The organism is Paenarthrobacter nicotinovorans (assembly GCF_021919345.1).
GTDB lineage: Bacteria > Actinomycetota > Actinomycetes > Actinomycetales > Micrococcaceae > Arthrobacter > Arthrobacter nicotinovorans.
The window spans coordinates 3,431,084-3,452,963 of sequence record NZ_CP089293.1; the positions used below are offsets into that span (position 1 = coordinate 3,431,084).

Annotated in this window: 21 protein-coding genes; 6 read left to right on the forward strand and 15 right to left on the reverse strand. The window is 63.9% G+C overall.

Annotated elements, in window-relative coordinates; genetic code table 11:
• Positions 1-15: 15 nt before the first annotated feature.
• Complete coding sequence (locus JMY29_RS15890) at positions 16-654, forward strand: potassium channel family protein (RefSeq protein WP_011775951.1); 639 nt, start codon at positions 16-18, stop codon at positions 652-654.
• Between the two features lie 64 nt (positions 655-718).
• Here JMY29_RS15890 and proC read toward each other — a convergent pair whose 3' ends face one another.
• The 7 genes from proC to JMY29_RS15925 all read right to left on the reverse strand — a co-directional run bounded on the left by proC (position 719) and on the right by JMY29_RS15925 (position 9,615).
• On the reverse strand, positions 719-1,549 hold the full coding sequence (proC, locus tag JMY29_RS15895; RefSeq protein WP_189075404.1) for a pyrroline-5-carboxylate reductase: 831 nt from the start codon (positions 1,547-1,549) through the stop codon (positions 719-721).
• A gap of 318 nt (positions 1,550-1,867) precedes the next feature.
• Positions 1,868-2,698 carry a sugar phosphate isomerase/epimerase family protein gene (locus JMY29_RS15900; RefSeq protein WP_018777014.1) on the reverse strand — a complete coding sequence of 277 codons (831 nt, stop codon included), beginning with the start codon at positions 2,696-2,698 and terminating at the stop codon, positions 1,868-1,870.
• A gap of 1 nt (position 2,699) precedes the next feature.
• Positions 2,700-3,821, reverse strand: a complete 1,122-nt coding sequence (locus JMY29_RS15905) for a Ppx/GppA phosphatase family protein (protein ID WP_189075405.1) — start codon at positions 3,819-3,821, stop codon at positions 2,700-2,702.
• Between the two features lie 89 nt (positions 3,822-3,910).
• Positions 3,911-4,345 (reverse strand): SseB family protein, encoded by a 435-nt coding sequence (locus JMY29_RS15910; RefSeq protein WP_018777016.1) that lies wholly within the window; start codon positions 4,343-4,345, stop codon positions 3,911-3,913.
• A gap of 65 nt (positions 4,346-4,410) precedes the next feature.
• On the reverse strand, positions 4,411-7,134 hold the full coding sequence (gene topA, locus JMY29_RS15915; RefSeq protein WP_018777017.1) for a type I DNA topoisomerase: 2,724 nt from the start codon (positions 7,132-7,134) through the stop codon (positions 4,411-4,413).
• Between the two features lie 124 nt (positions 7,135-7,258).
• Complete coding sequence (locus JMY29_RS15920; protein WP_026267060.1) at positions 7,259-7,969, reverse strand: ArsR/SmtB family transcription factor; 711 nt, start codon at positions 7,967-7,969, stop codon at positions 7,259-7,261.
• Positions 7,966-9,615 (reverse strand): DUF7059 domain-containing protein, encoded by a 1,650-nt coding sequence (locus tag JMY29_RS15925; RefSeq protein WP_229778568.1) that lies wholly within the window; start codon positions 9,613-9,615, stop codon positions 7,966-7,968. The genes JMY29_RS15920 and JMY29_RS15925 overlap by 4 nt, the downstream gene beginning before the upstream one ends.
• A 93-nt stretch (positions 9,616-9,708) precedes the next feature.
• Between JMY29_RS15925 and JMY29_RS15930 the strand changes: the two genes are divergently transcribed.
• Both JMY29_RS15930 and JMY29_RS15935 read left to right on the forward strand, forming a co-directional pair.
• Positions 9,709-10,152 (forward strand): hypothetical protein, encoded by a 444-nt coding sequence (locus JMY29_RS15930; RefSeq protein ID WP_052247271.1) that lies wholly within the window; start codon positions 9,709-9,711, stop codon positions 10,150-10,152.
• 66 nt (positions 10,153-10,218) lie between these two features.
• A complete protein-coding gene (locus JMY29_RS15935; protein ID WP_189075406.1) occupies positions 10,219-10,746 on the forward strand; it encodes a hypothetical protein in 528 nt (175 codons plus the stop codon).
• An 8-nt stretch (positions 10,747-10,754) separates the two neighbouring features.
• Here JMY29_RS15935 and trhO read toward each other — a convergent pair whose 3' ends face one another.
• Positions 10,755-11,651, reverse strand: a complete 897-nt coding sequence (gene trhO / locus JMY29_RS15940; protein WP_055971129.1) for an oxygen-dependent tRNA uridine(34) hydroxylase TrhO — start codon at positions 11,649-11,651, stop codon at positions 10,755-10,757.
• A 127-nt stretch (positions 11,652-11,778) separates the two neighbouring features.
• On the opposite strand from trhO, the gene JMY29_RS15945 reads away from it, so the two are divergent.
• Together JMY29_RS15945 and JMY29_RS15950 are read left to right on the forward strand one after the other, a co-directional pair.
• Positions 11,779-12,474 carry a GNAT family N-acetyltransferase gene (locus JMY29_RS15945; RefSeq protein WP_026267063.1) on the forward strand — a complete coding sequence of 232 codons (696 nt, stop codon included), beginning with the start codon at positions 11,779-11,781 and terminating at the stop codon, positions 12,472-12,474.
• A gap of 83 nt (positions 12,475-12,557) precedes the next feature.
• Positions 12,558-14,900, forward strand: coding sequence for a DEAD/DEAH box helicase (locus tag JMY29_RS15950; protein ID WP_064721415.1), 2,343 nt, complete (start codon positions 12,558-12,560; stop codon positions 14,898-14,900).
• 12 nt (positions 14,901-14,912) lie between these two features.
• Here the strand turns inward: JMY29_RS15950 and JMY29_RS15955 are convergent, their stop codons facing one another.
• The 7 genes from JMY29_RS15955 to ssd all read right to left on the reverse strand — a co-directional run bounded on the left by JMY29_RS15955 (position 14,913) and on the right by ssd (position 19,949).
• Positions 14,913-15,275, reverse strand: a complete 363-nt coding sequence (locus JMY29_RS15955; RefSeq protein WP_039242804.1) for an Rv3654c family TadE-like protein — start codon at positions 15,273-15,275, stop codon at positions 14,913-14,915.
• A complete protein-coding gene (locus JMY29_RS15960) occupies positions 15,272-15,658 on the reverse strand; it encodes a TadE family type IV pilus minor pilin (protein WP_064721414.1) in 387 nt (128 codons plus the stop codon). The genes JMY29_RS15955 and JMY29_RS15960 overlap by 4 nt, the downstream gene beginning before the upstream one ends.
• Positions 15,655-16,005, reverse strand: a complete 351-nt coding sequence (locus JMY29_RS15965; protein WP_229778569.1) for a DUF4244 domain-containing protein — start codon at positions 16,003-16,005, stop codon at positions 15,655-15,657. The genes JMY29_RS15960 and JMY29_RS15965 overlap by 4 nt, the downstream gene beginning before the upstream one ends.
• A gap of 170 nt (positions 16,006-16,175) precedes the next feature.
• Complete coding sequence (locus tag JMY29_RS15970; RefSeq protein WP_374757494.1) at positions 16,176-16,682, reverse strand: type II secretion system F family protein; 507 nt, start codon at positions 16,680-16,682, stop codon at positions 16,176-16,178.
• A 170-nt stretch (positions 16,683-16,852) separates the two neighbouring features.
• Entirely contained in the window at positions 16,853-17,644 is a 792-nt protein-coding gene (locus tag JMY29_RS15975) for a hypothetical protein (protein ID WP_189075408.1), read from the reverse strand.
• Positions 17,641-18,834, reverse strand: coding sequence for a TadA family conjugal transfer-associated ATPase (locus JMY29_RS15980; RefSeq protein WP_189075409.1), 1,194 nt, complete (start codon positions 18,832-18,834; stop codon positions 17,641-17,643). The genes JMY29_RS15975 and JMY29_RS15980 overlap by 4 nt, the downstream gene beginning before the upstream one ends.
• Positions 18,831-19,949 carry a septum site-determining protein Ssd gene (gene ssd, locus JMY29_RS15985; protein WP_233460904.1) on the reverse strand — a complete coding sequence of 373 codons (1,119 nt, stop codon included), beginning with the start codon at positions 19,947-19,949 and terminating at the stop codon, positions 18,831-18,833. Before ssd ends, JMY29_RS15980 begins: the two co-directional genes overlap by 4 nt.
• 163 nt (positions 19,950-20,112) lie before the next feature.
• Between ssd and JMY29_RS15990 the strand changes: the two genes are divergently transcribed.
• Positions 20,113-21,801, forward strand: coding sequence for a bifunctional 3'-5' exonuclease/DNA polymerase (locus JMY29_RS15990; RefSeq protein ID WP_079580969.1), 1,689 nt, complete (start codon positions 20,113-20,115; stop codon positions 21,799-21,801).
• Positions 21,802-21,880: the final 79 nt, after the last annotated feature.

Genomic DNA, 21,880 nt, shown 5'->3' on the forward strand with positions numbered 1-21,880 from the left:
GCACACAATGCCCCAGTGCTGGTCATTGGCCTGGGCCGGTTCGGCTCTGCCACAGCCGAGCAATTGGTGAAGCAGGGCCGCGAAGTTTTGGCCATCGAGCGCGACCGCACGCTGGTTCAAAAGTGGGCCCCTGTGCTGACGCACGTTGTGGAGGCCGATGCCACCAACATCGATGCCCTCCGCCAATTGGGTGCCCAGGAGTTCAGCTCCGCCGTAGTGGGCGTGGGCACCTCCATTGAATCGTCCGTGCTCATCACCGTGAACCTAGTGGACCTCGGCATCCAGCACCTCTGGGTCAAGGCCATCACCCCCTCGCACGGCAAGATCCTCACCCGCATCGGCGCCAACCACGTGATCTACCCGGAGGCCGACGCCGGCGTGCGCGCCGCCCATCTGGTATCGGGCAGGATGCTGGACTTCATCGAGTTCGACGACGACTACGCAATCGTCAAGATGTACCCGCCCAAGGAAACGGTTGGCTTCACGCTGGAAGAGTCCAAGGTCCGTTCCAAATACGGTGTGACGATTGTCGGCGTGAAAACCCCCGGCGAAGACTTCACCTACGCCCGGCCGGAAACCAAAGTGTCCGGCCACGACATGTTGATCGTGTCCGGACACGTAGACCTGCTGGAGCGGTTCGCCGCCCGCCCGTAGCCACTGATTTTTGGTACAGCAAACGCCCTTCCGCCGCTCGCGGGAGGGCGTTTGCCGTAGGGAACTAGCCGAGCTGCTTGGTGATCTCCGCTGCGCGGGCCGCTGCAGCCCTGGCGCCGTCGGCAATGATCCTGGGGATCCCGCCGTCGTCAAATGCCATGATGGCGCGTTCAGTCGTGCCGTTGGGGCTCGTGACGGCGATGCGGAGCGCACGCGGGTCCGCCCCCGGTTCGGCCAGCATGAAACCTGCACCGGCCACCGTCTCGCGTGCCAGCATCAGGGAGAGTTCTTCGTCCAGGCCAAGCTCCACGCCCGCAGCAGCCATTGCTTCAGCCAAATAGAACGCGTAGGCCGGGCCCGAGCCACTGATGGCCGACAACGCGTCCACCTGCTCTTCGGGAACCTCAACCACCTTGCCGGCACCGGCCAACGCCGTTTTGACCTTCTCCAGCTGTTCCGGCGTGCAGTGCGTTCCAGGCGAAACAGACACGACGCCGCGGCCCAGCCTGGCAGGGGTGTTGGGCATGGTGCGGATCACCGGCTGGCCTTCCGGCAGCGCCGCCTCAAGCTGCGCGATGGAAACGGCCGCAGCGACGCTCACCACAATGGTGTCCTTCGACAATGACGGGCTGATTTCCCGGGCAAGATCCGTAATGCCCACTGGTTTCACTCCGAGGATGACCATCCCGGAACCTTTGGTCGCCAGCTTGTTGTTGTCCGGTTCTTCTTCGCCGGCGATCGCCATAACGCCGTGCCGCTGGGCAAGTTCATCGGCGCGTTCCGGCCGGCGAACCGTTGCCACGATGTCGGAGGGATCCGTGCCCGCTGCGAGCAGACCCCCCATGATTGCCTCGTTCATGGATCCACAGCCAAGGAAAGCGATTCGGTTGCTCATGGCTCCATCATTGCAGCAGACCTCGGACAGGGTCGAATGGGTTCCGGATTCACAGCTTGTTCCCAAGGTTATTGCAGGCAGTACCCATGCTTGGTCCGTAACTTAGTAGTTACCTCATTGAGGGTGCGAGTGATGAGGCGGGCATGGGGATGTCCGCCAGCAGCACCGGTGGCCGGGCGGGTTTTCCCCCATTTCCCGATTCGGCCGCCGGTGCTTTCGCATTTAAGAGCCTGTTCAGGCGCCGGCAGGCAGCCCTGAACTGTTCGCATGGCCCGCCGTGGAACGGCAGGCCAAGCGAACAACCCGGGAAATTACTGCCTAGCCACGCTCCGCGTTTGCCGGGATCGTGAGGTGCTGCCGGGCGAAACGCAGGGTTTCGGCGAGCATTTCCTCCCGCTCCCCCGCCACCTTCGCCTTGCGGGTGGAAATCTCTGCCACCACAACGCCGTCGAAGCCGGTGGCTGCCAAGTGCTGCAGGGCATCCGCGCACTGTTGGGTTCCCGTGCCAGGAACCAAGTGTTCGTCCTTGCCCGAGCCCGAGCCGTCCGTCAGGTGGACGTGCCTGAGTTTGCTTCCCAGGGCCTTGATGGCCTCCAGGCTGTTTGCTCCAGCAGTGGCGGCATGCGAGAAGTCCCACGTGACGTCGTCGTAATCCTGTCCCAGCGGATCCCAGTGCGGCAGGTAAGCCACCGCTTCCCGACCCCGTACGCGCCACGGATACATGTTCTCGACGGCGATGCGGACCTGGTAGGTCGTCGCGATCTCACGGACGCCTTCAACGAAGTTCTCCGCGTAGTTGGACTGCCAGCGGAAAGGCGGATGGACCACCACGGTATCGCAACCCACTTCAGCGGCCATCTGGCAGGATTTCTCGATCTTGTTCCACGCCGTGCCCCACACCTGCTGGGTCAACAGCAGGGTGGGTGCGTGGATGGAGACGATCTCCTGGTTGTAGCGGTGGCTGAGCTGGATCAGGGCAGCGGGGTCCTGGCTCACGGCGTTGTTGGTGACCATCACTTCAACGCCCTCGTAGCCCAGGTCCTGGGCGACGGCGAAAGCGTCATGGACACTCAGGGGATAGACGGAGGCGCTGGACAGCGCCACTGGGATCTGGCGGTCATTCACTTCAGGTTCGACGTCGTTGCTCATCTCAGGAGGCCAGCCCGCCTGCCGCGGGGGCTGGAATGGGGGAAGGGGCAGGGGTATTCACCGGGACCGGAAACTCTTTCACATCCGGGTGGGAATCTTTATATTCGGCGCTTCGGCCGTCTTCCTTGGCCGCTTTCTTTTTTGATTTGTCCTTCTTCCTTTTCCCCACGTGGGGTGCGGGGTCGAGGGCTTCCTCAAAAACCAATTGGTCCAGCCGGCGCAGGATCAAGCCTTCCCGCAGTGCCCACGGACAGATCTCCATGGTGGGGAATTCGAAAAGTTCCAGCGCCGCTTCAGCGACCAGGGCACCAGCCAACAGCTGGCGCGCCCGGGCATCCGAGACACCTGGGAGGTACAGCCTGTCTTCCACCGTCATGGCCGAAATCCGCTGCGCCCACAAGCCCAGGTCCGCCGCATGGAGCTCGCGCTTCACATAGGGTCCGGCGGCGCTGGGAGCGGCGCCGGCAATACGGGCCAGTGAACGGAAGGACTTGGATGTGCCGGCCACAAGATTAGCGCGGCCGAGTTCGTGGAAATTGCGGACAACGGGCTTCAAGGTGGAGCGGATGTAGCGCCGGAGTTCCTTGACGCTCTTGGCGCTGGGAGGGTCGTCGTGGAGCCAGTCCCGCGTCAACCGGCTGGCACCCAGAGGGACCGAGGTGGCGAACTCCGGGAGCTCGTCTGTGCCGTAAGCCATTTCGAAGGAGCCGCCTCCGATGTCCAGGTCCAGGATCGGCCCGGCGCCCCAGCCATACCAACGGCGCACGGCGAAGAACGTCATGGAGGCTTCTTCGCTGCCTGTTAGTTCCTGGAGGGTCACAGTGGTTTCGTGCTTGACCCTGGCCAGGACCTCGGGCCCGTTGGTTGCCTCCCGGATGGCCGAGGTACAGAAGGCCAGGAGGTCCTCCGCTTTGTGGCTGGCCGCGAACTCCCAGGCCTCCAGGACGAATTCGATGAGCTCATGCTGGCCGGCGTCGTTGATGTTGCCATCACCGTCGAGGTATTGCACCAGTGACAGCGGACGCTTGTGGGAGGCGAAAGCTACCGGGCGCGCGCCGGGGTGGGCGTCCACCAGCAGAAGGTGGACGGTATTGGACCCGATGTCGAGAACGCCAAGACGCATTCTGCCATTATTCACCGATTTGAAGCCCGGTAAGCAACTTGGCGGTGACGTTTCGCCGACGCGAAGGAAGCCAGCTGCCTGGCTTCCTTCTATTCCGCCTGATCTGCTGCCTCGTCCGCCCGCTTGAAGTCGCGGCGGATATTCGCGATGCCCTCAGGGTCGATTTCGAAGCCGAATTCGCTTCCCGGGTTGATGACCATGCCGAGCTCATCACCGATGTTTCCAAGGATGGCTGAACCCATGGTGCCCAGGACGTGCGGTGCGGCCTCGAGGAAGCGGTCGTCAACGCGGCTGGGATGGCTGAACACTGCAAGAACGGGTTGTCCGTCGGCGTTCGAGAGCACCAACGGCTCAACCGAGGAGTCAGGTCCGTCCACCGCTTCCGAGCTGACGAGGTAGACCTCGTTGTTCAGGAAAGCGAGGATGACGTCCACGGGGTTCGCGTCCGGCTGGTCGGCCAAGGCGAGCTTCGCCTCGAGGTCGTTCAAGGGTCCGTTGTCCGGGGAATCCGTCTGTTCAGTCATGGTTCTACTCGACCACGATGACGGCCGGGACGCAATTCGCGAATGCTTCCCCGCCGACGTCCCGGCTACTTCCTCGCCGCGGCTTTCTTCGCCGGGGCCTTACGTGTGGTGGTCCGCTTGACCGGTCCCTTGGCCCGCTTTTCAGCCAAGAGCTCGACGGCGCGTTCCCGGGTCAGTTCCTCAAGCGAGGTTGAGCGCGGGACAGTAATGTTCGTGACGCCGTCCGTGATGTAGGGCCCGAAGCGGCCTTCCTTCACGACGATGTTCTTCTCCGACACTGGGTCAGGGCCGAACTCGGCCAAGGGCGGGACGGCTGCCCGCGCTCCACGTTGTTTGGGCTGCGAGTAGATCTCCAACGCCTGGTCCAGAGTGATCGTGAAGATTTCCTCTTCGGATCCGATGGACCGCGAGTCCGTGCCCTTCTTCAAGTACGGACCAAAACGGCCGTTCTGGACTGTAATGGGGTTGCCCTCGGCGTCCTCGCCCAGGACCCTCGGAAGGCTCATGAGCTGCAACGCTTCATCCAGGGTCACGCTGTCCACCGTCATGGACTTGAAGAGCGAACCGGTGCGCGGCTTTGCCTTGACCGGCTTCTTCGGAGGCTTGGGCTTGCCGTTCTTGTAATACTCGACCGGTTGGTTGGCCAACTGTTCCTCGGTCATTTCCGGGATGATCTCGGTGACGTAGGCACCGTAGCGACCATTCTTTGCCACAACCGTGTGACCGGTGTGCGGGTCGGTTCCCAGAACGCGTTCCTCGGGAGCGGCTGTCTCCATGAGCTCTTTGGCTTTTTCGGCCGTGAGCTCGTCGGGAGCGAGTTCCTCAGGGACATTGGCGCGGGCAGACTCAACTACCTCGCCCGTCTTCTCATCCACTGTGGGGATGGAGCTCTCCAAGTAGGGTCCGAACTTGCCAACGCGCAGCGTGATGCCTTCTGCGATCGGCACCGAGTTGATTTCCCGCGCATCAATTTCGCCCAGGTTGTTGACGATGCTCAGCAGGCCGGGATCGGCGTCTTCACCGTAGTAGAAGTGCTTGAGCCAGGCGGTACCCGCTGCCTGGCCGTTGGCGATCTTGTCCAGGTCGCCTTCCATGTCGGCCGTGAACTCGTAGTCCACGTAGTCCGTGAAGTGCTGCTCCAGCAACCGGATCACCGAGAAGGCAATCCAGCTGGGAACCAGGGCAGAGCCCTGTTTCCGGACGTATCCGCGGTCCTGGATGGTGGAAATCGTGGACGCATACGTGGATGGGCGGCCGATGCCGCGCTTTTCCAGCTCTGCGGTGAGGGACGCTTCCGTGTACCGCGGGGGCGGGGACGTTTCGTGGCCAACAGCAACGATGTCCGAAGCAGTCAGGGAATCGTCCTTGGCAACGTTCGGCAGGCGGCGGGCTTCATCGGATTCGTCGTCGCCGCGGCTTTCGTCCTTGCCCTCTTCGTAGGCAGCAAGGAAGCCGGGGAACGTAATGACGGTGCCGGAGGCGGAGAACTCTGCGTCACGTCCATCGGCGGCAACTGCGCCCAGGCGGATCGTGGCAGTGGATCCCTTGGCATCGGCCATCTGCGAGGCGACGGTGCGCTTCCAGATGAGTTCGTACAACCGGAATTCGTCGCCGCTAAGCTGCTTGGCAACCTGGGCCGGAGTGCGGAAGGAGTCACCAGCGGGGCGGATGGCTTCGTGGGCTTCCTGGGCGTTGGCCGCCTTGTTTGCGTAAACGCGCGGGCTCTGGGGTACGTACTCGGGTCCGTACAGTTCAGCAGCCTGGCGGCGGGAAGCGGTGAGCGCTTCATCGCTCAGCGCCGAGGAGTCGGTACGCATATAGGTGATGTAGCCGTTTTCATACAGGCGCTGCGCGATCTGCATGGTGCTCTTGGAGGAGAACCGGAGCTTGCGGCCGGCTTCCTGCTGCAACGTCGAGGTTGTGAACGGAGCTGCAGGCCGGCGCGTGTACGGCTTGGTGTCTACCGAACGGACACGGAAATCAGCGTTTTCCAGCCCTGACGCCAGAGACGTGGCCAGTTCCTCGTTGAGATGGACAACGTTGCTGGACGTGAGCTGGCCGTTGTCGTTGAAGTCGCGGCCGCTGGCCACCTTGGCACCATCCACGGCGGCGAGCTTGGCCTTGAAGGATCCTGATCCTGCGCCGAACTGACCCGTCAGGTCCCAGTACGAGGCTGCCCGGAAGGCCATCCGTTCGCGTTCACGGTCCACGACCATGCGGGTCACCACGGATTGCACGCGGCCCGCCGAGAGTCCGCGGGCTACTTTGCGCCACAGCACGGGGGAAATTTCATAACCGTAGAGCCGGTCTAGGATACGGCGGGTTTCCTGGGCATCGACCAGCGCCGTGTCGACGTCGCGCAGGTTGTCCATGGCCCGGTGGATGGCTTCCTTGGTGATTTCACCAAAGGTCATCCGGTATACGGGAACCTTGGGCTTCAGGACCTCCAGGAGGTGCCACGCGATGGCTTCGCCTTCGCGGTCCCCATCGGTTGCGAGGTAGAGAGCGTCAGCATCTTTCAGCTGGGCTTTGAGCTCGGCAACCTTTTTCTTCTTGTCGGGAGACACCACGTAGTAAGGCTTGAAGTCGTTTTCGATGTCCACCGCGAACTTGCCCAGCGAAGTCTTCTTCAGTTCTGCAGGGAGGTCTGACGGCTGGGGAAGATCCCGGATATGGCCGATAGAAGCCTCGACGATGAAGCCCTCGCCAAGGTACTTGGCGATGGTCTTGCTCTTGGCCGGAGACTCCACGATCACGAGTTTCTTGCCGGTTTTTGCCTTGCTGGGCACGGTGCTCCTACAGAAAAAATGTGTAATTGGGCTGCTGCCCATATTGGCCTAGTTCACCATAGTTTGCAGAATCCTGCGTTTTGGCCAGGGAAACCAGGCGGTCCTTCGGGGACCTGGGATGGTGCTATTGGCCCGGTGCCACGCGGTCGTCAGGGATCATTGACCACAAGGTTGCCATTCGCTGCGCACCCTCGGGAATCCGGGTGGGATCCTCGAGTTCGTACTCCCGCACAACCTCCCGGATCCTGTCCGCAAGCTCTTTCCTCTGCGGGTTGGTCAGGTACAGCAGGTTGCTTGAGAGGACCACGGCTGCAGGCTCCTCCCCCGTTTCCCCCCGCTGACGCCGCTCACCCCGGGCTTTGGCAAATGCCGATGCCCTGCGCCGGAAGGCGTCCAGTTCCAGGTCCACCACTGCGATCTCCGGGCTGGCGACGCTGCCTCCGGAAATCGTGAAGTCCGTCCCTGCCGCTTTCCAACGCCTTTCACGGGCATCTCCCGAGTTCTCCGCCGGTGCCACAATTCCCCACTTTTGGAGAGCACGGAGGTGGTAGCTCATGGCGCTCGGGGTCAGGCCCGTCCTGGCGGCAAGTTCGGTGGCCGTGTGGCTCACCTGGGTAGCGTAGAGCTCGGAGATGACCTCAATGCGGGCAGCATGCGCCAAGGCGCGGATAGCCTTGGGATCGGTAATCTCAACCGTCTTCTCTGCCCGCTTCCGCCGCGGGGCGTCTCCCGACGTTTGGGATGTCTCGTTGTTCGCAATCACTTCATCAGTGTAGTCAGGGTCACTATCGGGGCGACCGGACGTCGACGGGCGCGGCACGCCTGGGCCATTCATGAGCCGTACCGCTCCGGGTCGGGAAGCAGGAAACCATCGAGGACCAGGTTGGTGACCTCGCTGAACAATCCCTCACGGAAAACACCTTCGTCGAAGGTATCGTCTCCGCCCAGCAATGCCACCAAGGCAGAAACGATCTGCCTGACAGACAGCTGCCCATCGCAGGCTGAAACAAAGCCGGCCAGTTCCGTGCTCAGCAGGTTGGTACGCCGCAGACCGGCCCCCTGACGCAGGAGAATGACACCCGGATGGGCTGCTCCAGGCCGTTGGTGGCGTTCCTCGGTCACGTCCTCGGCCACTATGAGATGCGCCTCCGGGATGGGGTGCGCGGACACCCAGTCCGCCCTCTCCACCGCGGAACCCAGATGTGGCCCAATCGGCTGCTCTATGGGATAGGTGATTTCCTCGAAGCGGTTGATAACGGCACCGTGCCCGGCCTCGGGGCGGCGCAGCAGGATCATGCCGAAACCGATTCCCTCGACATTCCGGGAAGCGAAGTCGCTGAGGTAGGCGGCGTAGGCGTCCTTGTAATGGCCGCCTTCACGGTTCTGCGAGGCGTCCTGCAGCCACGTTTCAGCGTATTGCTCCGGGCCAACCTGCTCGCGTTGGATAAACCACACATCCAAACCTGAATCCTTCAGCCAGGCCTTCGGACGGTCTTTCCAGTCCGCCCCCGCGGCAATCTCCCAGTTGCCCAGCATCTGCGCGGTACCGCCCGGTTCGAGGACGGAGGCGAGGGACTGCACGAGTGATGCCACGATCCCGTCACCTGCCAATCCGCCGTCCCTGTAGGTGAACTGCCCGGCAGAGGACTCACCGCCGGTGCGGGGAGTGATCACGAACGGCGGGTTGGACACCACCAGACCGAACAGTTCCCCGGCCACCGGCTCCAGCAGCGAGCCCAGCCTCAAGCTCACGCGGGCTTCCAGGTTGTCGGGGTCCAAGTCCAGCTCAGTGGCGTTGAGCAGGAGATTGAAGCGGGTGAAGGCGAGCGCCCGGGGGGAGATATCCGTGGCCGTGACATGCTCACAGTGGTGCAGGAGGTGGAATGTCTGGATCCCGCAGCCCGTCCCCAGATCCAACGCGCGTACGGTGTGGCGCCGGGACGTGGTCTGGACAAGCGTTGTGGAGGCCCGGCCAATCCCCAGGACGTGATCGTGCCTCAAAACCCCTGGCTGCTGATGGGCAGCGAGGTCGCTGGCCACCCACAGTTCCGCTCCACCGGTGCCGTCCGCGTTGGCATCCCAGCCATAGGGACGAAGGTCCACCCTGGCCTGGACCAGCCCGGACTCAACAGTTACAAGTCCCAGACTTTCCAGTCCGCTCGACCCGGTTCCGGTCAGTGCGGCATCGACATCAGCGACATTTTGCGGAACCGCCAAAAGCCACAGGCGGACAATGACGGCCAGCGCCCGGACGGCCGGGTCTTCGGAGAGCAGCTGACGTTCACTGGCCAACAGGGCTGGAACGAGCTGGTCCCGGGACAGCGCTTCCGAGGCTGACCCGCCCAGGAGCCCGGCCACTCCGTCCACGGTGTAGGAGATGGCACGAAGGTCCGAGGAGAGGGCCAGAAGAAGGTCCGGCTGGTCGCTGCGGGGAGCATCGTCAGTATTGCCGGCGGTAAACAAGGAAGCTGTGTCAGTCACCTTGCCAGTGTAGGTGCGGCACAGCTGCCCATGGGTTCGTCTGTCGCCCTATGTGGACAAAGCACGCCTTCCGAACCCGGTAGCGTTGGATCCATGCTCACTTTCTCCACTGCAAGGCGCCTTGCCGGCCTTGTTTCCATCGCTGCTGCCGCACTGCTGGGGGTCTCAGCCTGCCAGGCTCCGGTCAACATCCAGGATGCCGACGTCCCTGCGTGGAAGGAGAAAGTCCTCCCCGCTACCAGCACCGCTGTGTTGGAGGATTCAGGCAAAATCCTCAATCGGGATCCGCTTGTTAAGGAGTCCGCCGACGTTCCGGCCGGAAATTACACGCTCACCATGGCATGCGATGGCGGCGGCAAGGCCTACTTCGCGGTTTCTTCGGGCGGGAAGAAGATCACGGACGCCGCGGCAGCCTGCAACGCCAGCCTCGATGTGGTGAAGATCAAGGTGCCTGGAAACGGCCCTGTCAGCATCTCAACCAGCAGTGTTGACGCTCCTCTGATCTTTGCCTACCATCTGGTCCCTTCAGGCAGCTAGAACACCGCCACAACGATCCCCGGGGGCGGCCTTCAGCCGGAGCCCGCACGGGCGTAAAGTCAGCTCATGGGCAGCAAGGCAGCTCCCTCCGTAGCGGCGCAGCGGCTGGCGAGGGCCGCCGTCGCACTCCTTGTGCTCTGCGGAAGCGTCAGCGCCTGCGAATATACCTACGAAGACGGCAGCAGGGCCGCGAGCAGTCCCGGCCCGACGTCCACCAACGTGGTTCTCCCGCCGGATCCAGCTCTGGAATCAACGGTCACCGGCAAGGCCCTGGATGAGTGGGCCACGGCCGCTCTGCCCGAATCCCAAGGGCAGGCGTTCTATTCAAGCAGCGGCTCCCTGGCCGCCGGCGAGTCAAGGACTGAGCAGACAGTCCAGCTGCCGGGCGGCACGTACGCGGTGACGTTGGCTTGCCGAGGCACGCGGCGGGTTTCGTTTTCGGTCAAAGTGGGCGAGGCAGAACTCGTCGACCTGACGCTGGGATGTGCCAATGCCCGGGTCAGCGTGGTCCAGTTGGAAAAGGACGCCGTGCTTGCCATTACCGTCGGGGCAGGCGCGGATGCGAACTTTGCGTATCGGGTAAGCAGGCTATGAGCTTTCGCTCAGGCCGCGTCGCAGCCACCGGGGCAGCGGAGCGTTTCCGGGCTTGACGCACATTCGGCGCAGTAAAGAGTGAGCGTGCGGCAACTGGGGTTGGAGCAATTCTCGAACTTGTTGGTGGGCGATGCGCACCTCACGCACTCGCCGATGGTCTTGGCGTCTTCGCTGAATTCGACGTGCATGCGCTTGTCGAACACGTAGAGGGAGCCTTCCCAGAGGCCTTGGTCCTTGAACGTTTCTCCGTAGCGGACAATGCCGCCATCCAACTGGTAAACCTCTTTGAAGCCACGGTTGACCATCAGGCTGGAGAGCACCTCGCAACGGATTCCCCCGGTGCAGTAAGTCACCACCGGCTTGTCCTTGAGGTCGTCGTACTTGCCGGAATCGAGTTCCTTGATGAAGTCGTGGGTGGTATCCACGTCCGGCACGATCGCATCCTTGAACTTGCCGATTTGGGCTTCGAACGCATTGCGGCCGTCAAAGAACACGACGTCGTCGCCGCCGGCCTTTTTCGCATCCACCAAGGCGTGAAGTTCCTCGGGCTGCAGGTGCTTGCCGCCGCCCACAACACCGTTCTCATCCACCTTCAACTCGCCCGGCGCGCCAAACGAAACGATTTCGTCGCGGACCTTGACGCTGAGCCGTGGGAAATCCGCGGCGCTGCCCTCTGACCATTTGAAGTCGATCCCATGGAAACCCTTGTACTCCCGGGTGGTTTTGACGTACTGCTTCATGTTGTTCAGTTCGCCGCCCACGGTGGCGTTGATGCCGTCCTTGGAAATGAGGATCCTGCCCGTGAGGCCCAGCTTTTCGCAGAGGGCGCGCTGCCACAGACGCACGGCGTCCGGGTCGGCGATCGGGGTAAAGCCATAGAAGAGCACAATTCGGTTCAAAGCCACTGTTAAAGGGTACTTGGTGCAGTAAAATCCGGTTGCGCCGGAGGGACTACGTCACAATTCAATAAGCAACGATCCTTCCGCTGACCTCGCTCTGTTCCTTCAGGGAGCGCTGGCATACTCTCTCTACATGAGTCCAGACGCCTTGGTTGAAGACATTGCTCACCTCTTGGAAGTCTGGGTGGCCGGCTGGTCCGGCTGCCGGGGCTATGAGTCACGCCAAGAGGGACGCTTCCCTGCCGCACTTCGCGCCGACAAGACAGGTGACTGGGAATATTTCGCCCACGACCCCTCCGACGAAGAGTTCGCTGTCCTGGCGGGCAAAACCGCAGAAGCCCCCACCCGGATCCTGACGGTGCTCACCAACGACGTCCAACGGTATAAGTACCTGGCCGAACAACAGGGCCTGAAAGTGACGTCCGCTTCCCAAACCATGATGATCGTCGACATGGAAACCCAGGATGCCGAGGACCCCTGGCTTCCCGACGACGACCTTGAACTTGCCACCTCCGAATCCAACGGGGTCCACTACGCAGTGGTGCATTCCGGCGAAGAAGTGGCTGCCAGCGGCAGGGTGTATGTGGTGGACGGCACCGCCGTATTCGACAAGATCGTCACCGAACCCAGGTTCCAGCGCCGCGGGCTGGGCAGCTTCATCATGAAAGCACTCGCCGCCCAGGCTTTCTCCCACGACGTCGAGAACGGCCTCCTCCTGGCCTCCCTTGATGGCCAGAAGCTCTACTCGCACCTTGGCTGGGACGTCGTGTGCCATGTGCTCATGATGTCGGCCAGCGGAGTGGATGGCTCGGACCTCTCCGGAGCCTGACGTTTGCCGCTTGGCGGCCGGGCTCGACGGCGGCTCCCCGGTGGGCCGCCGTCAGCGTCTCCGTAGAGTGACAGAATGATTCGGTGGCTGCACCGAATTCGCTGATCTCCTTGCTGGGCCGGACCCCCGACCCTGAGCAGCTTCGCCATGTCCACACGATCCCTGCTCGAAAGGCCGTCAATGAGCCTTGGCCGGCCTGGGTGCATCCGGATGTCGTGGCTGCTTACGACACCTTGGGTATCCAGGAACCGTACCGGCACCAGATCCAGGCCGCGGACATAGCCCATGGCGGCCAGCACGTGGTCATCGCCACCGGAACCGCTTCGGGGAAGTCCCTGGCGTACCAACTGCCGGCCTTGGATGCCATCCACCGATCCGAATTGCGGGTCCTGGCTGATCCGGGGAAAATCCACGACGACGGCGCCGTCACGCTCTACCTCTCCCCCACCAAGGCCCTGGCTGCAGACCAACTCGCCGCGATCCGCGCCTTGAAGTTGCCCACCGTCCGGGCCGAAACTTACGACGGCGACACGGACGTCTCGTCGCGTCGGTGGATCCGCGACCACGCCAATTTCATCCTGGCGAACCCGGACATGCTGCACTTCGGGATCCTGCCCAACCACACGTGGTGGGCCAGGTTCTTCCGGAGGCTTCGCTACGTGATCGTGGACGAAGCACACAGCTACCGTGGAGTCTTTGGCTCGCATGTCGCGAACCTCATGAGGCGTCTGCGCCGGATCTGCGCCTACTACGGCGCGGGGACCTCCTTCCCCGAGCCGGTGTTCATCGCGGCCTCGGCCACCGCCTCCGATCCCGCTGTCTCCTTTGGCAGGCTTATCGGTGCCCCGGTGCGGGAAGTGTCCGAGGATTGCTCCCCGCACGGATCCACCACAGTGGCCTTCTGGGAGCCTGCACTGACTGACGTCAAAGGTGAAAACGGGGCCAAACAGCGGCGGACGGCAGTCGCCGAAACGGCCGACATCCTGGCCAACCTGGTTTCCTCGCGGGTCCGCACCATCGCGTTCATCAAGTCCCGGCGCGGGGCGGAGTCCATTGCGTCCATTACCAAGAGGCTTCTGGACGAGGTGGATCCCAGCCTGCCGGGGCGGGTGGCTGCCTACAGATCCGGTTATCTGCCCGAAGAACGGCGTGCCCTGGAACAAGCACTCAGATCCGGCCAACTGCTCGGAGTCTCCAGCACGTCTGCCCTTGAACTGGGCATCGATATCTCGGGACTGGACGCTGTGCTGGTGGCGGGGTGGCCCGGGACGCGGGCTTCGCTGTTCCAACAGATTGGCCGCGCAGGGCGTGCCGGACAGGACGCGATCGCTGCGTTCGTTGCCAGCGACGACCCCCTGGACACCTATTTGGTGAATCACCCCGAGGCCATCTTTGACGTGTCGGTGGAAGCCACTGTCTTCGATCCGGGCAACCCCTATGTCCTTGGCCCGCACTTGTGCGCGGCGGCCGCGGAGTTGCCCATCGGCCCAGCGGAACTCGACCTTTTCGGCCCCACGGCAGAGGGCCTCCTTGATCGCTTGGTGGCCCAGGGCTATCTGCGCAAGAGGCCGGCAGGATGGTTCTGGACGCACCCGGAAAGCGCAGCCGGGATGGTGAACCTGCGGGCCGACGGCGGTGGACCGGTGAGCATCGTGGACGCCGAGACCGGGTCCCTCCTGGGAACCATGGACTCGCCACAAACCCATTACCAGGCCCACACAGGGGCCATCTACGTCCATCAGGGCGACAGCTATCTGGTGGAGGATCTCAATGAGACCGACCACTGCGTCATGGTCCGCCGCGTGAACCCCGACTTCTACACCACGGCACGGGACGTGACGCAGATCGAGGTGCTGGAAACCACACGCACCGTTCAATGGGGCGACATCACCGTGCACTTCGGCGACGTCAAAGTAACCACCCAAGTAGTTTCCTTCCAACGCAAGGCATTGATTTCAAATGAGATCCTCGGCGAGGAACCGCTGGATCTCGGAGCCCGGGATCTCTTTACCAAGGCCGTCTGGTTTGTAGTGGACAACCGCTCGCTGCACGGCGCCGGACTGGTGGAAGCTGAGTTCCCCGGCGCGCTCCATGCCGCAGAACACGCCGCCATCGGCCTTCTGCCCTTGGTGGCGTCAAGCGACCGCTGGGACATCGGCGGCGTTTCCACCGCCCTGCACGCCGACACCGGGGTACCTACGATCTTTGTCTACGACGGACATCCCGGAGGCGCCGGATTCGCGGAGCGGGGCTTCGAAAAAGCCAAAACCTGGTTGACCGCGACCCGGGAGGCCATCAAGGCCTGTGAATGCGAGGCCGGCTGCCCGTCCTGCGTCCAGTCGCCCAAATGCGGCAACAAGAACAATCCCCTGGACAAGGCAGCCGCTATCACCCTCCTCGGCGTCCTGCTGAAGGACGCCGTCTAAGCGCTCCGGCAGTTACGGTGGGGGTCCCGCTCTGGCGTGGCCCGAGGCGACTCCTACGTTGAAGGGGTAAGCCAACTCGGTAACCACCTCCACGATCTCCCCACCTGTCACCACGCAGGATGCCAGGGTTACGTGGTGCTGCCCCACCACGCTTTCCGCCACGGCGCAAGGCTCTCCCGACGTCAGGCCCCGGGCAGCATCGGCTCCTGCAAGGGCCGCGAGGTCGGCAGCAGACGCCGCCCGGGAGGCCATGACCGCTGCTTGTGCCAACAGGAGCAGGCCAAGCAGGAGGGCGATCACCACAGCACCCAAGGCCAGCGCAAGCACCGTCCCGGACCCGCGCTCTGAATCGACGTTGATGGTTCGGTTCCTCATGGAGTTCCCGTCTCTGCGCGAGCGGCCGCCGAAGCTGTCAGGCGCCATGGGATCAACGACCCCAAGGCGCCCCCAACCGGTGATGAGGCAGTGACCGTGAGCCAGCTGCCGTCGTCGGTCACTGACGACGTGACGTCCTTCCCCGCAAGCCGTCCGACGGTATCTTTCACCGAGTCAATGGACTCGTCCCGTGCTGCGGCCCTGGCTCCGGCCCTCACAGCCTCTTCCAGCCGCAATTGTGTGAGGCCGGCAGCGCCGCCTGCCAACAGGAAAGCCAGTAGCAACACCACAGCCGGCAAGGCGACAGCGAACTCGGCAGTGACGGCGCCCCGCTCCCGCGCTGCTGCGACCACTCTCCTGCGGGCAGGCAGCACTTCTGTCATGGCAGCGACAAAGCCGTGCGGATGACGTTGAGCAGGAAGCCCCGGACTTCTTCGCTGCGCAGGATGACCACGAGCAATCCGGCCAGGCCAACGGCGGCCAGGGTGGTGATCGCGTATTCGGCGGTGGCCATGCCCGTTTCCGAACCCATCAACCCTTTCAGGGGGCCGGTCCGTGGGCGGCTGTTCGACCGGCGGCCTTGCCTGGTTCGCAAACGCACGGATGTTGCGCCCGGTTCGGGATCCCGGAGCGCCACAACCCCTTGGCTTGACTCGACCTTACGGGCGGGGAGGGATGGGACACTTGGGCCGATGAGCTCGGCGAGGGGCGGGCTGACTGTTGTTTTCACGGTTTGTTCCTTTCAAGGGATGCCAGCATTCACTGGCTGCTTTGACTCTTCCGCGGCCCAGGCAGGCCTCGGAAGAACCGGATTCCTGCAAGTGGAAAACCCCTCCGGATCGACCGCATGTGGAGGAGCAGTGCCGCGGAGCGCGGCCGAGCGACGGCGGAACGTCCGCTTCAGGCCGCGGGAAGCATGGCGATCAGTACGGGCACGATGCCCAGGCAGATGAAGGCCGGAAGTGAGCAAAGCCCCAACGGCACCACGAGTTTCACGCCCAATGCCGCGGCACGTTTCTCTGCGGCCCGGAAGTGCTCGCGCCGTTCCCTGGCTGCCTGCGCATAGAGGATCGACGCGGAGGGAGCTCCGGTCAGAGCAGCGAAGGCGAGGGCATCCCTCAGGCGCAGCGCCTCAGGGGCGTGTCGCTGAGGCGTCTGCCACGCGGTTTCCCAGTCGGCGCCAATGGCCAGCGCCGCTACAACGGGTCTCAACGAGTGATTGATCGGGGGCGACGCCGCTCTGGCGAGGAGTTCCAATGCCCTCCCTATCCCCGCCCCGGCATCCAGCATGGAAGCCGTCAGCTCCAGCATCATGGCGGTGTCGCGAAGGCCGTCCGCTGCGGCGCTCACGGCCTCCCGAGCCTCGCCGTCCGACGCTGTGCCGGGCACGCTTGATGTGCCGGGCATGCTTGATGTGCCGGGCATGCTTGATGTGCCGGGCATGCTTGATGTCCCGGGCACGCCCGATCTACCGGCCCGATATGCAAGGAGCCGGCTTGCGCGGTGCCGGAGCGGGAATGAAACGAACGCTGCGAGCGCCAGGACGCCCATCATCAAGAGGACCCATGCTCCGGGCATCAGTTTCCTCCCACCGCGGCTGCAACCAACTTCGACGACCAGATGCGTCCCGCTGCTGTGAGCAGAAGCCCGGTCGCGAAAGTGGCAATGCCCCAGGGGTTGTCCAGCAGGATACCCAGGGGGTCCACACCCAGCGCCATGCCGAGTGCCAGCCCGAGCAGCGGCAGCCACGACAGCAGCCGAACGGTGGCCTTCGGCCCCGCGAGCGCTGTTTGGCGTGCCGCCTCGGCATCCTCTTCGGCTTCCAGTTGTGCCGCGAACCGGGCCAAGAGCTCTGCCAAGGGGCATCCACTGCTTTCGGCAACGTCGAGGCAGGCAGCCAGTTCCATCCACACCCTGCGCTCGGAGCTTCCCCGGGAGGGGTAACTCTGCGCTGCAGTTCCGCGGATCGCTTCAGCCGGGGAATTTCCCACGCTGGACGCGGCCCGCGCCGCAGCCAGTACTTTTAGCGACGTGGCGGAAAGCGAGGCAACACCGCTTCCGGCTTGGGCAGGCGCGGCAGCTTCCCCCGAGGATCGGGAGGCATGGACAAGCCACAGTTCTTCCCATAGCCGTGACGTCCCACGTCCACCGCGCAGGAGTGCTGCCAATTGCTGGACCAGGACCACAAGGGGCAGACCCCCGGGAGATCGATGACGCCGCAACCGCAGGAACGGGAACAGGAGTGGCGAACGGGCGAGAGCCTCCCCTTCCATGCCCAGGCTGTTCGCCAGGCGGCGGCGATCAGACTGGTTGCTCCGGAACTGCAGCCAGGCAGCCAAAGCCAAGGCGAGGACGAAGACGACTGTCATGGTTGGTGGTTCAGGGAAAGGCGACCAGAGAGTTCCGGCCACGCCGGTCCGTGCGATATCCCGGTTGGACCCAGGCTGAGGGCGGAGACCACTTCCGGTCCTTTCGGGGTTTGGGTCATCACTCCGATGGAAGCCACCCTGCGTCCGGAGTGGTTCCTGGCCACGTGGATGATGACGTCCAGGGCCGAGGAGACCTGCAACCGGACGGCCTCGGCGTCCAACCCGGCTAGCGCGCCGAGGGCAACAAGGCGCGCGGGCACCGCTTCGGCTGTGTTGGCGTGAATGGTGCCACCGCCACCGGTATGGCCCGTGTTCAAGGCCGTCAGCAATTCACGGACCTCAGCACCCCGGCATTCCCCGACGATCAGCCGGTCCGGCCGCATGCGCAGCGCCTGGCGGACCAGTTCACCCAGGTCCAATGTGCCTCCACCTTCAAGATTTCCGTGGCGGGATTCAAGGCTGACAACGTGGGGATGGACCGGGTTGAGTTCTGCAGCGTCCTCAATCAGCACCATGCGTTCGCCCGGATCGCTGAGGCCCAGCAGGGTGGACAGGAGGGTGGTCTTCCCTGATCCCGTGGCGCCGCTGATCAGGAAGCTCAGCCTCTGCGCGATGATGGCCCTGAGAACCGCCTCCACCCTGTCGCAGAACATGCCGCCTTCCCTCAGCTCCGACAGTGTGAAGACTTCTTCGCGGCGGATGCGGATGGACAAGAGGGTTCCGGCGGTGGAGATGGGAGAAAGCACTGCGTGCACCCGGTAGCCGCCCTTCAGCCGGACGTCCACGCACGGGGAACCATCGTCCAGCCGGCGTCCTCCTGCGGCGACCAGCCGGGATGCGAGAGAACGTACCTGGTGCTCGGCGTCAAAACAAAGTGAGCTGCGTTCCAGGCCCCGCCCGCGGTCGAACCACACCGAATCCGGTGCATTGACGAAAATGTCAGTGACGGAGGGGTCGTGGGCGAGCTGCTGTAAAGGTCCGAGCCCGTTCAGTTCGGCATTGATCGATTCTGCGGCTTCCAAAGCTCCGGCAGTGCCCAGCAACCTGCCGCTGGCCTGCACAGCTGCTGCCACCGAGGAGGGAGTGACTGGTCCGTTGTTGGCAAGTACCGAGCCGCGAACCGTTTCAAGCAGTACCGAGTCCAGTTTCGGGTTCTGCCGGCGGCGTGGACCGTCAACGAAGCGGCTCACTGGATTGCTCCGTTCAGCTCCAGCACCTCGTCTGTGAAGCGGCCGACGCTCTTGCGTCTGCCCATTTCAAGCAAGCGGCCCAGTTCCGTGCCTGCGGCGACGCCTCGCACCTCGGGAACAACGCCGACCAATGGGAGCCCGAGCGATTCGGCGATGAAGGAGGGGCTGACGGGCGATGCGTTGCTCCCGCGCACGATCAGCCCTGTCTCCACGGGTGGAAGTTCGTTCAGGATCCGGGCGGATGCGACTGCTGACCTGAGGTGGGCGGTGGTCAGCAACAACAGTTTGTCGCAGTCCCACGCGAGTCTTCCCACGCCTTCGCCGCTGCGCCCGAGGTCCACGATGATGAGTTCGAACCCCCGGCGCGCAGCGTCCATGATGGTGGCAACGGCACCAGCATCGGGACTCTTCACCGCTTCCCGCGTACCCGGCCAGGACAAGTACGCGAACCCACCGGCGGCAGGCAAGGAATCCCTGAACTGGGCAGGATCAATACTCCCCCGGCTTTCCTGGAAATCCGGCCATCGCAGACCCGGAACAGACCCGTCCGTCAGGGCAAGTTCCAGTCCACCTCCCCAAGGATCTCCGTCAATAAGGAGGGTACTGACGCCTTCCGAGGCTGCGGCCTGGGCAAGCCAGATGGCCGCTGTTGACGCGCCGACGCCGCCGCAACCGCCGACGATCCCCGTCACTGTTCCTCCGGGGTCGGGCGCTCCGGACATGCTCAGATACTCGGCCAGCCAAGCGGCTGCTTCCGGAAGGACTGCCACCCGGTCGGCCCCCAGCGCAGCAGCCAACCTCCAAAGCCCGTCTCCTTCACCCGCCCTGCCCAGCAGTACTGAGGGCGGCCGCCGTCGAGGTGGCAGTTCACGAACATCGCTGCCCACCAAGACAACGTCCGCGCTGTCCCATCCGTGGACGGCTTCGGTCACGCTGACGGCTGTTCGAAGCGTTCCACCTGCCGCGGCCACCACCCGTTTTGCCTCCTCCTGGAGGTACGGGTCCGCAGAAACGAGGAGCACCCCGGAGGCATCCCGGGGCAGCCACGATCTGTTCGGCTCCCCTTCCGTTGCGGGGCTGATGGATTGCCGGTGCCTACGATTTCGCTTGCTCATGGAACCACAGTGGCCGAATCCCGGAACCCCGGTAAGGAGCGGCCGCCCGTATGTGCAAAACCCCGCCCACGCGATGCGCCAACAAGGGATGTGGAGGACAAGTAGCGCGCAAAAAAGTCCCGCTGTACGCCGGCAGCGCAAGCAACAGGGCAGAATGGAACGCATGTATTTGCTGCTCGCCGCCCACCCGGATGGCGCAGCCATACAGCGGCTCTCCCCCACCGGGAAGGCAACTGCCGACGCCCGCGTCCTCACCCGTGGTGAGCTGGCCGGCGTCGTCCGTGAATTCGAAGCCCAGCGGCCCCGCTGGGTGTGGCAACGCGCGCAGGACTGGTACCCCGAACTGCTGGCCCAGGGCGTCGAGCTGGAGCGGTGCCACGACCTGGCGCTGTGCGGGGCCATCCTGGCCCACTCGGAATTCACCGCCCACACGGACTATGCGAAGAATGCGGTCAAGCTCACCCAGGACGACGACGGCCCTCCCCGCATCCTCCAGCCGCCACCACCGCCGGCGGACCAGGGCGCCCTCTTCGAGGACCTTTCCCCGGCGGCTCCCGGGGCTGGGCTGGCCGAACTGAAGGCGGAGTTCGCGGCCCAACAGCAAGCGGTCGCCGACCTGACCACTGACAACCAATGCAGGCAACGGCTGCAGTTGCTGCTCGCAGCGGAATCGGCTTGCGCGATCATTGCCGTCGAAATGCAGCATGCCGGGGTTCCCTGGCGTGAGGAGCTGCATCAGCAGATCCTGGCCGACGTGCTCGGCCCCCGACCGGCACCCGGACACAGGCCTCCTGCTTTGGAAGCTCTCTGCGCTGAGTTGCGGACCATCCTCAACTCCCCCGGTCTGAACCCCGATTCCCCGCAGGATCTGATGCGCGCCCTCCACCGCAACGGCATCGAGGTCAAGAGCACACGGCAGTGGGAACTCCAGGAGTCCAAGCACCCGGCCATCCAGCCGTTGCTCGCCTACAAAAAGCTCTCCCGGCTGCACACCGCCAATGGATGGGCATGGTTGGATGCGTGGGTCCGTGATGGACGGTTCCATCCCGAATACGTGGTGGGTGGCGTGGTCTCAGGCCGCTGGGCCTCGCGTGGTGGAGGCGCCCTGCAGATCCCGCGCAATATCCGTGCAGCGGTCCACGCTGACCCGGGACACAAGCTGATCGTGGCTGACGCGTCGCAGTTGGAGCCCCGGGTTCTGGTGGCCTTGGCCCAGGACACAAAAATGGCTGAGGCTGCCCGCGACAAGGACCTCTACGCCGGCATCGCAGCCCAAGGCTTTGGCGGCGACCGGGCGAAGGCGAAGATTGCACTGCTGGGTGCGATTTACGGAGCCACCACCGGCGAATCGGGCAGGCTCATGCCCCAATTGGCCCGAACGTATCCCCGCGCCGTGGGGTTCGTGGAACAGGCCGCCCGCGAGGGCGAGGCCGGCAGGACTGTCACTACCCGGCTTGGCCGGAGCAGCCCGCCGCCCTCTGTTGGCTGGCTGCGGAGCCAGCAATCGACCACCGCCGAGGAACAACGCCGGGCGGACAATCTGGCCCGCTCACGCGGCCGCTTCACACGCAACTTTGTCGTCCAGGGTTCTGCAGCTGAGTGGGCTGCCTGCTGGCTCGCGGAATTACGACGCCGGTTGCGGGCTTTGCGCTCGGAAGGGTCGCCGTCCGGGGAGCTTGTGTTTTTCCTGCACGATGAGGTGATGGTCCACGCCCCCGATATCGCCGTGGACGCCTGCATCCGTGCCATTGAAGAGTCCGCTGCGGCTGCGAAAGAGCTCATGTTCGGCCGGATCCCGGTGGAGTTCCCGGTGAGCGTCGCCGTCGTCGAATCCTACGACAAGGCGAAATAGCCGCACAGTAGCCGCCACGTTGAACACTTTCCAGTCACATCTCGCCGTATGAGGCGCGATGACCCACGAATGACGGTTG

What these genes read in the sequence shown, in the direction of transcription:
- JMY29_RS15905 (WP_189075405.1), bottom strand. Translation starts at nt 3,821, where the DNA reads ATGCGTCTTGGCGTTCTCGACATCGGGTCCAATACCGTCCACCTTCTG.
- ssd (WP_233460904.1), bottom strand. Translation starts at nt 19,949, where the DNA reads ATGAGCAAGCGAAATCGTAGGCACCGGCAATCCATCAGCCCCGCAACG.
- proC (WP_189075404.1), bottom strand. Translation starts at nt 1,549, where the DNA reads ATGAGCAACCGAATCGCTTTCCTTGGCTGTGGATCCATGAACGAGGCA.
- JMY29_RS15930 (WP_052247271.1), top strand. Translation starts at nt 9,709, where the DNA reads ATGCTCACTTTCTCCACTGCAAGGCGCCTTGCCGGCCTTGTTTCCATC.
- JMY29_RS15975 (WP_189075408.1), bottom strand. Translation starts at nt 17,644, where the DNA reads ATGACAGTCGTCTTCGTCCTCGCCTTGGCTTTGGCTGCCTGGCTGCAG.
- JMY29_RS15920 (WP_026267060.1), bottom strand. Translation starts at nt 7,969, where the DNA reads ATGAATGGCCCAGGCGTGCCGCGCCCGTCGACGTCCGGTCGCCCCGAT.
- JMY29_RS15955 (WP_039242804.1), bottom strand. Translation starts at nt 15,275, where the DNA reads ATGAGGAACCGAACCATCAACGTCGATTCAGAGCGCGGGTCCGGGACG.
- JMY29_RS15910 (WP_018777016.1), bottom strand. Translation starts at nt 4,345, where the DNA reads ATGACTGAACAGACGGATTCCCCGGACAACGGACCCTTGAACGACCTC.
- JMY29_RS15935 (WP_189075406.1), top strand. Translation starts at nt 10,219, where the DNA reads ATGGGCAGCAAGGCAGCTCCCTCCGTAGCGGCGCAGCGGCTGGCGAGG.
- JMY29_RS15960 (WP_064721414.1), bottom strand. Translation starts at nt 15,658, where the DNA reads ATGACAGAAGTGCTGCCTGCCCGCAGGAGAGTGGTCGCAGCAGCGCGG.
- JMY29_RS15970 (WP_374757494.1), bottom strand. Translation starts at nt 16,682, where the DNA reads ATGCCCGGCACATCAAGCGTGCCCGGCACAGCGTCGGACGGCGAGGCT.
- JMY29_RS15900 (WP_018777014.1), bottom strand. Translation starts at nt 2,698, where the DNA reads ATGAGCAACGACGTCGAACCTGAAGTGAATGACCGCCAGATCCCAGTG.
- JMY29_RS15945 (WP_026267063.1), top strand. Translation starts at nt 11,779, where the DNA reads ATGAGTCCAGACGCCTTGGTTGAAGACATTGCTCACCTCTTGGAAGTC.
- JMY29_RS15990 (WP_079580969.1), top strand. Translation starts at nt 20,113, where the DNA reads ATGTATTTGCTGCTCGCCGCCCACCCGGATGGCGCAGCCATACAGCGG.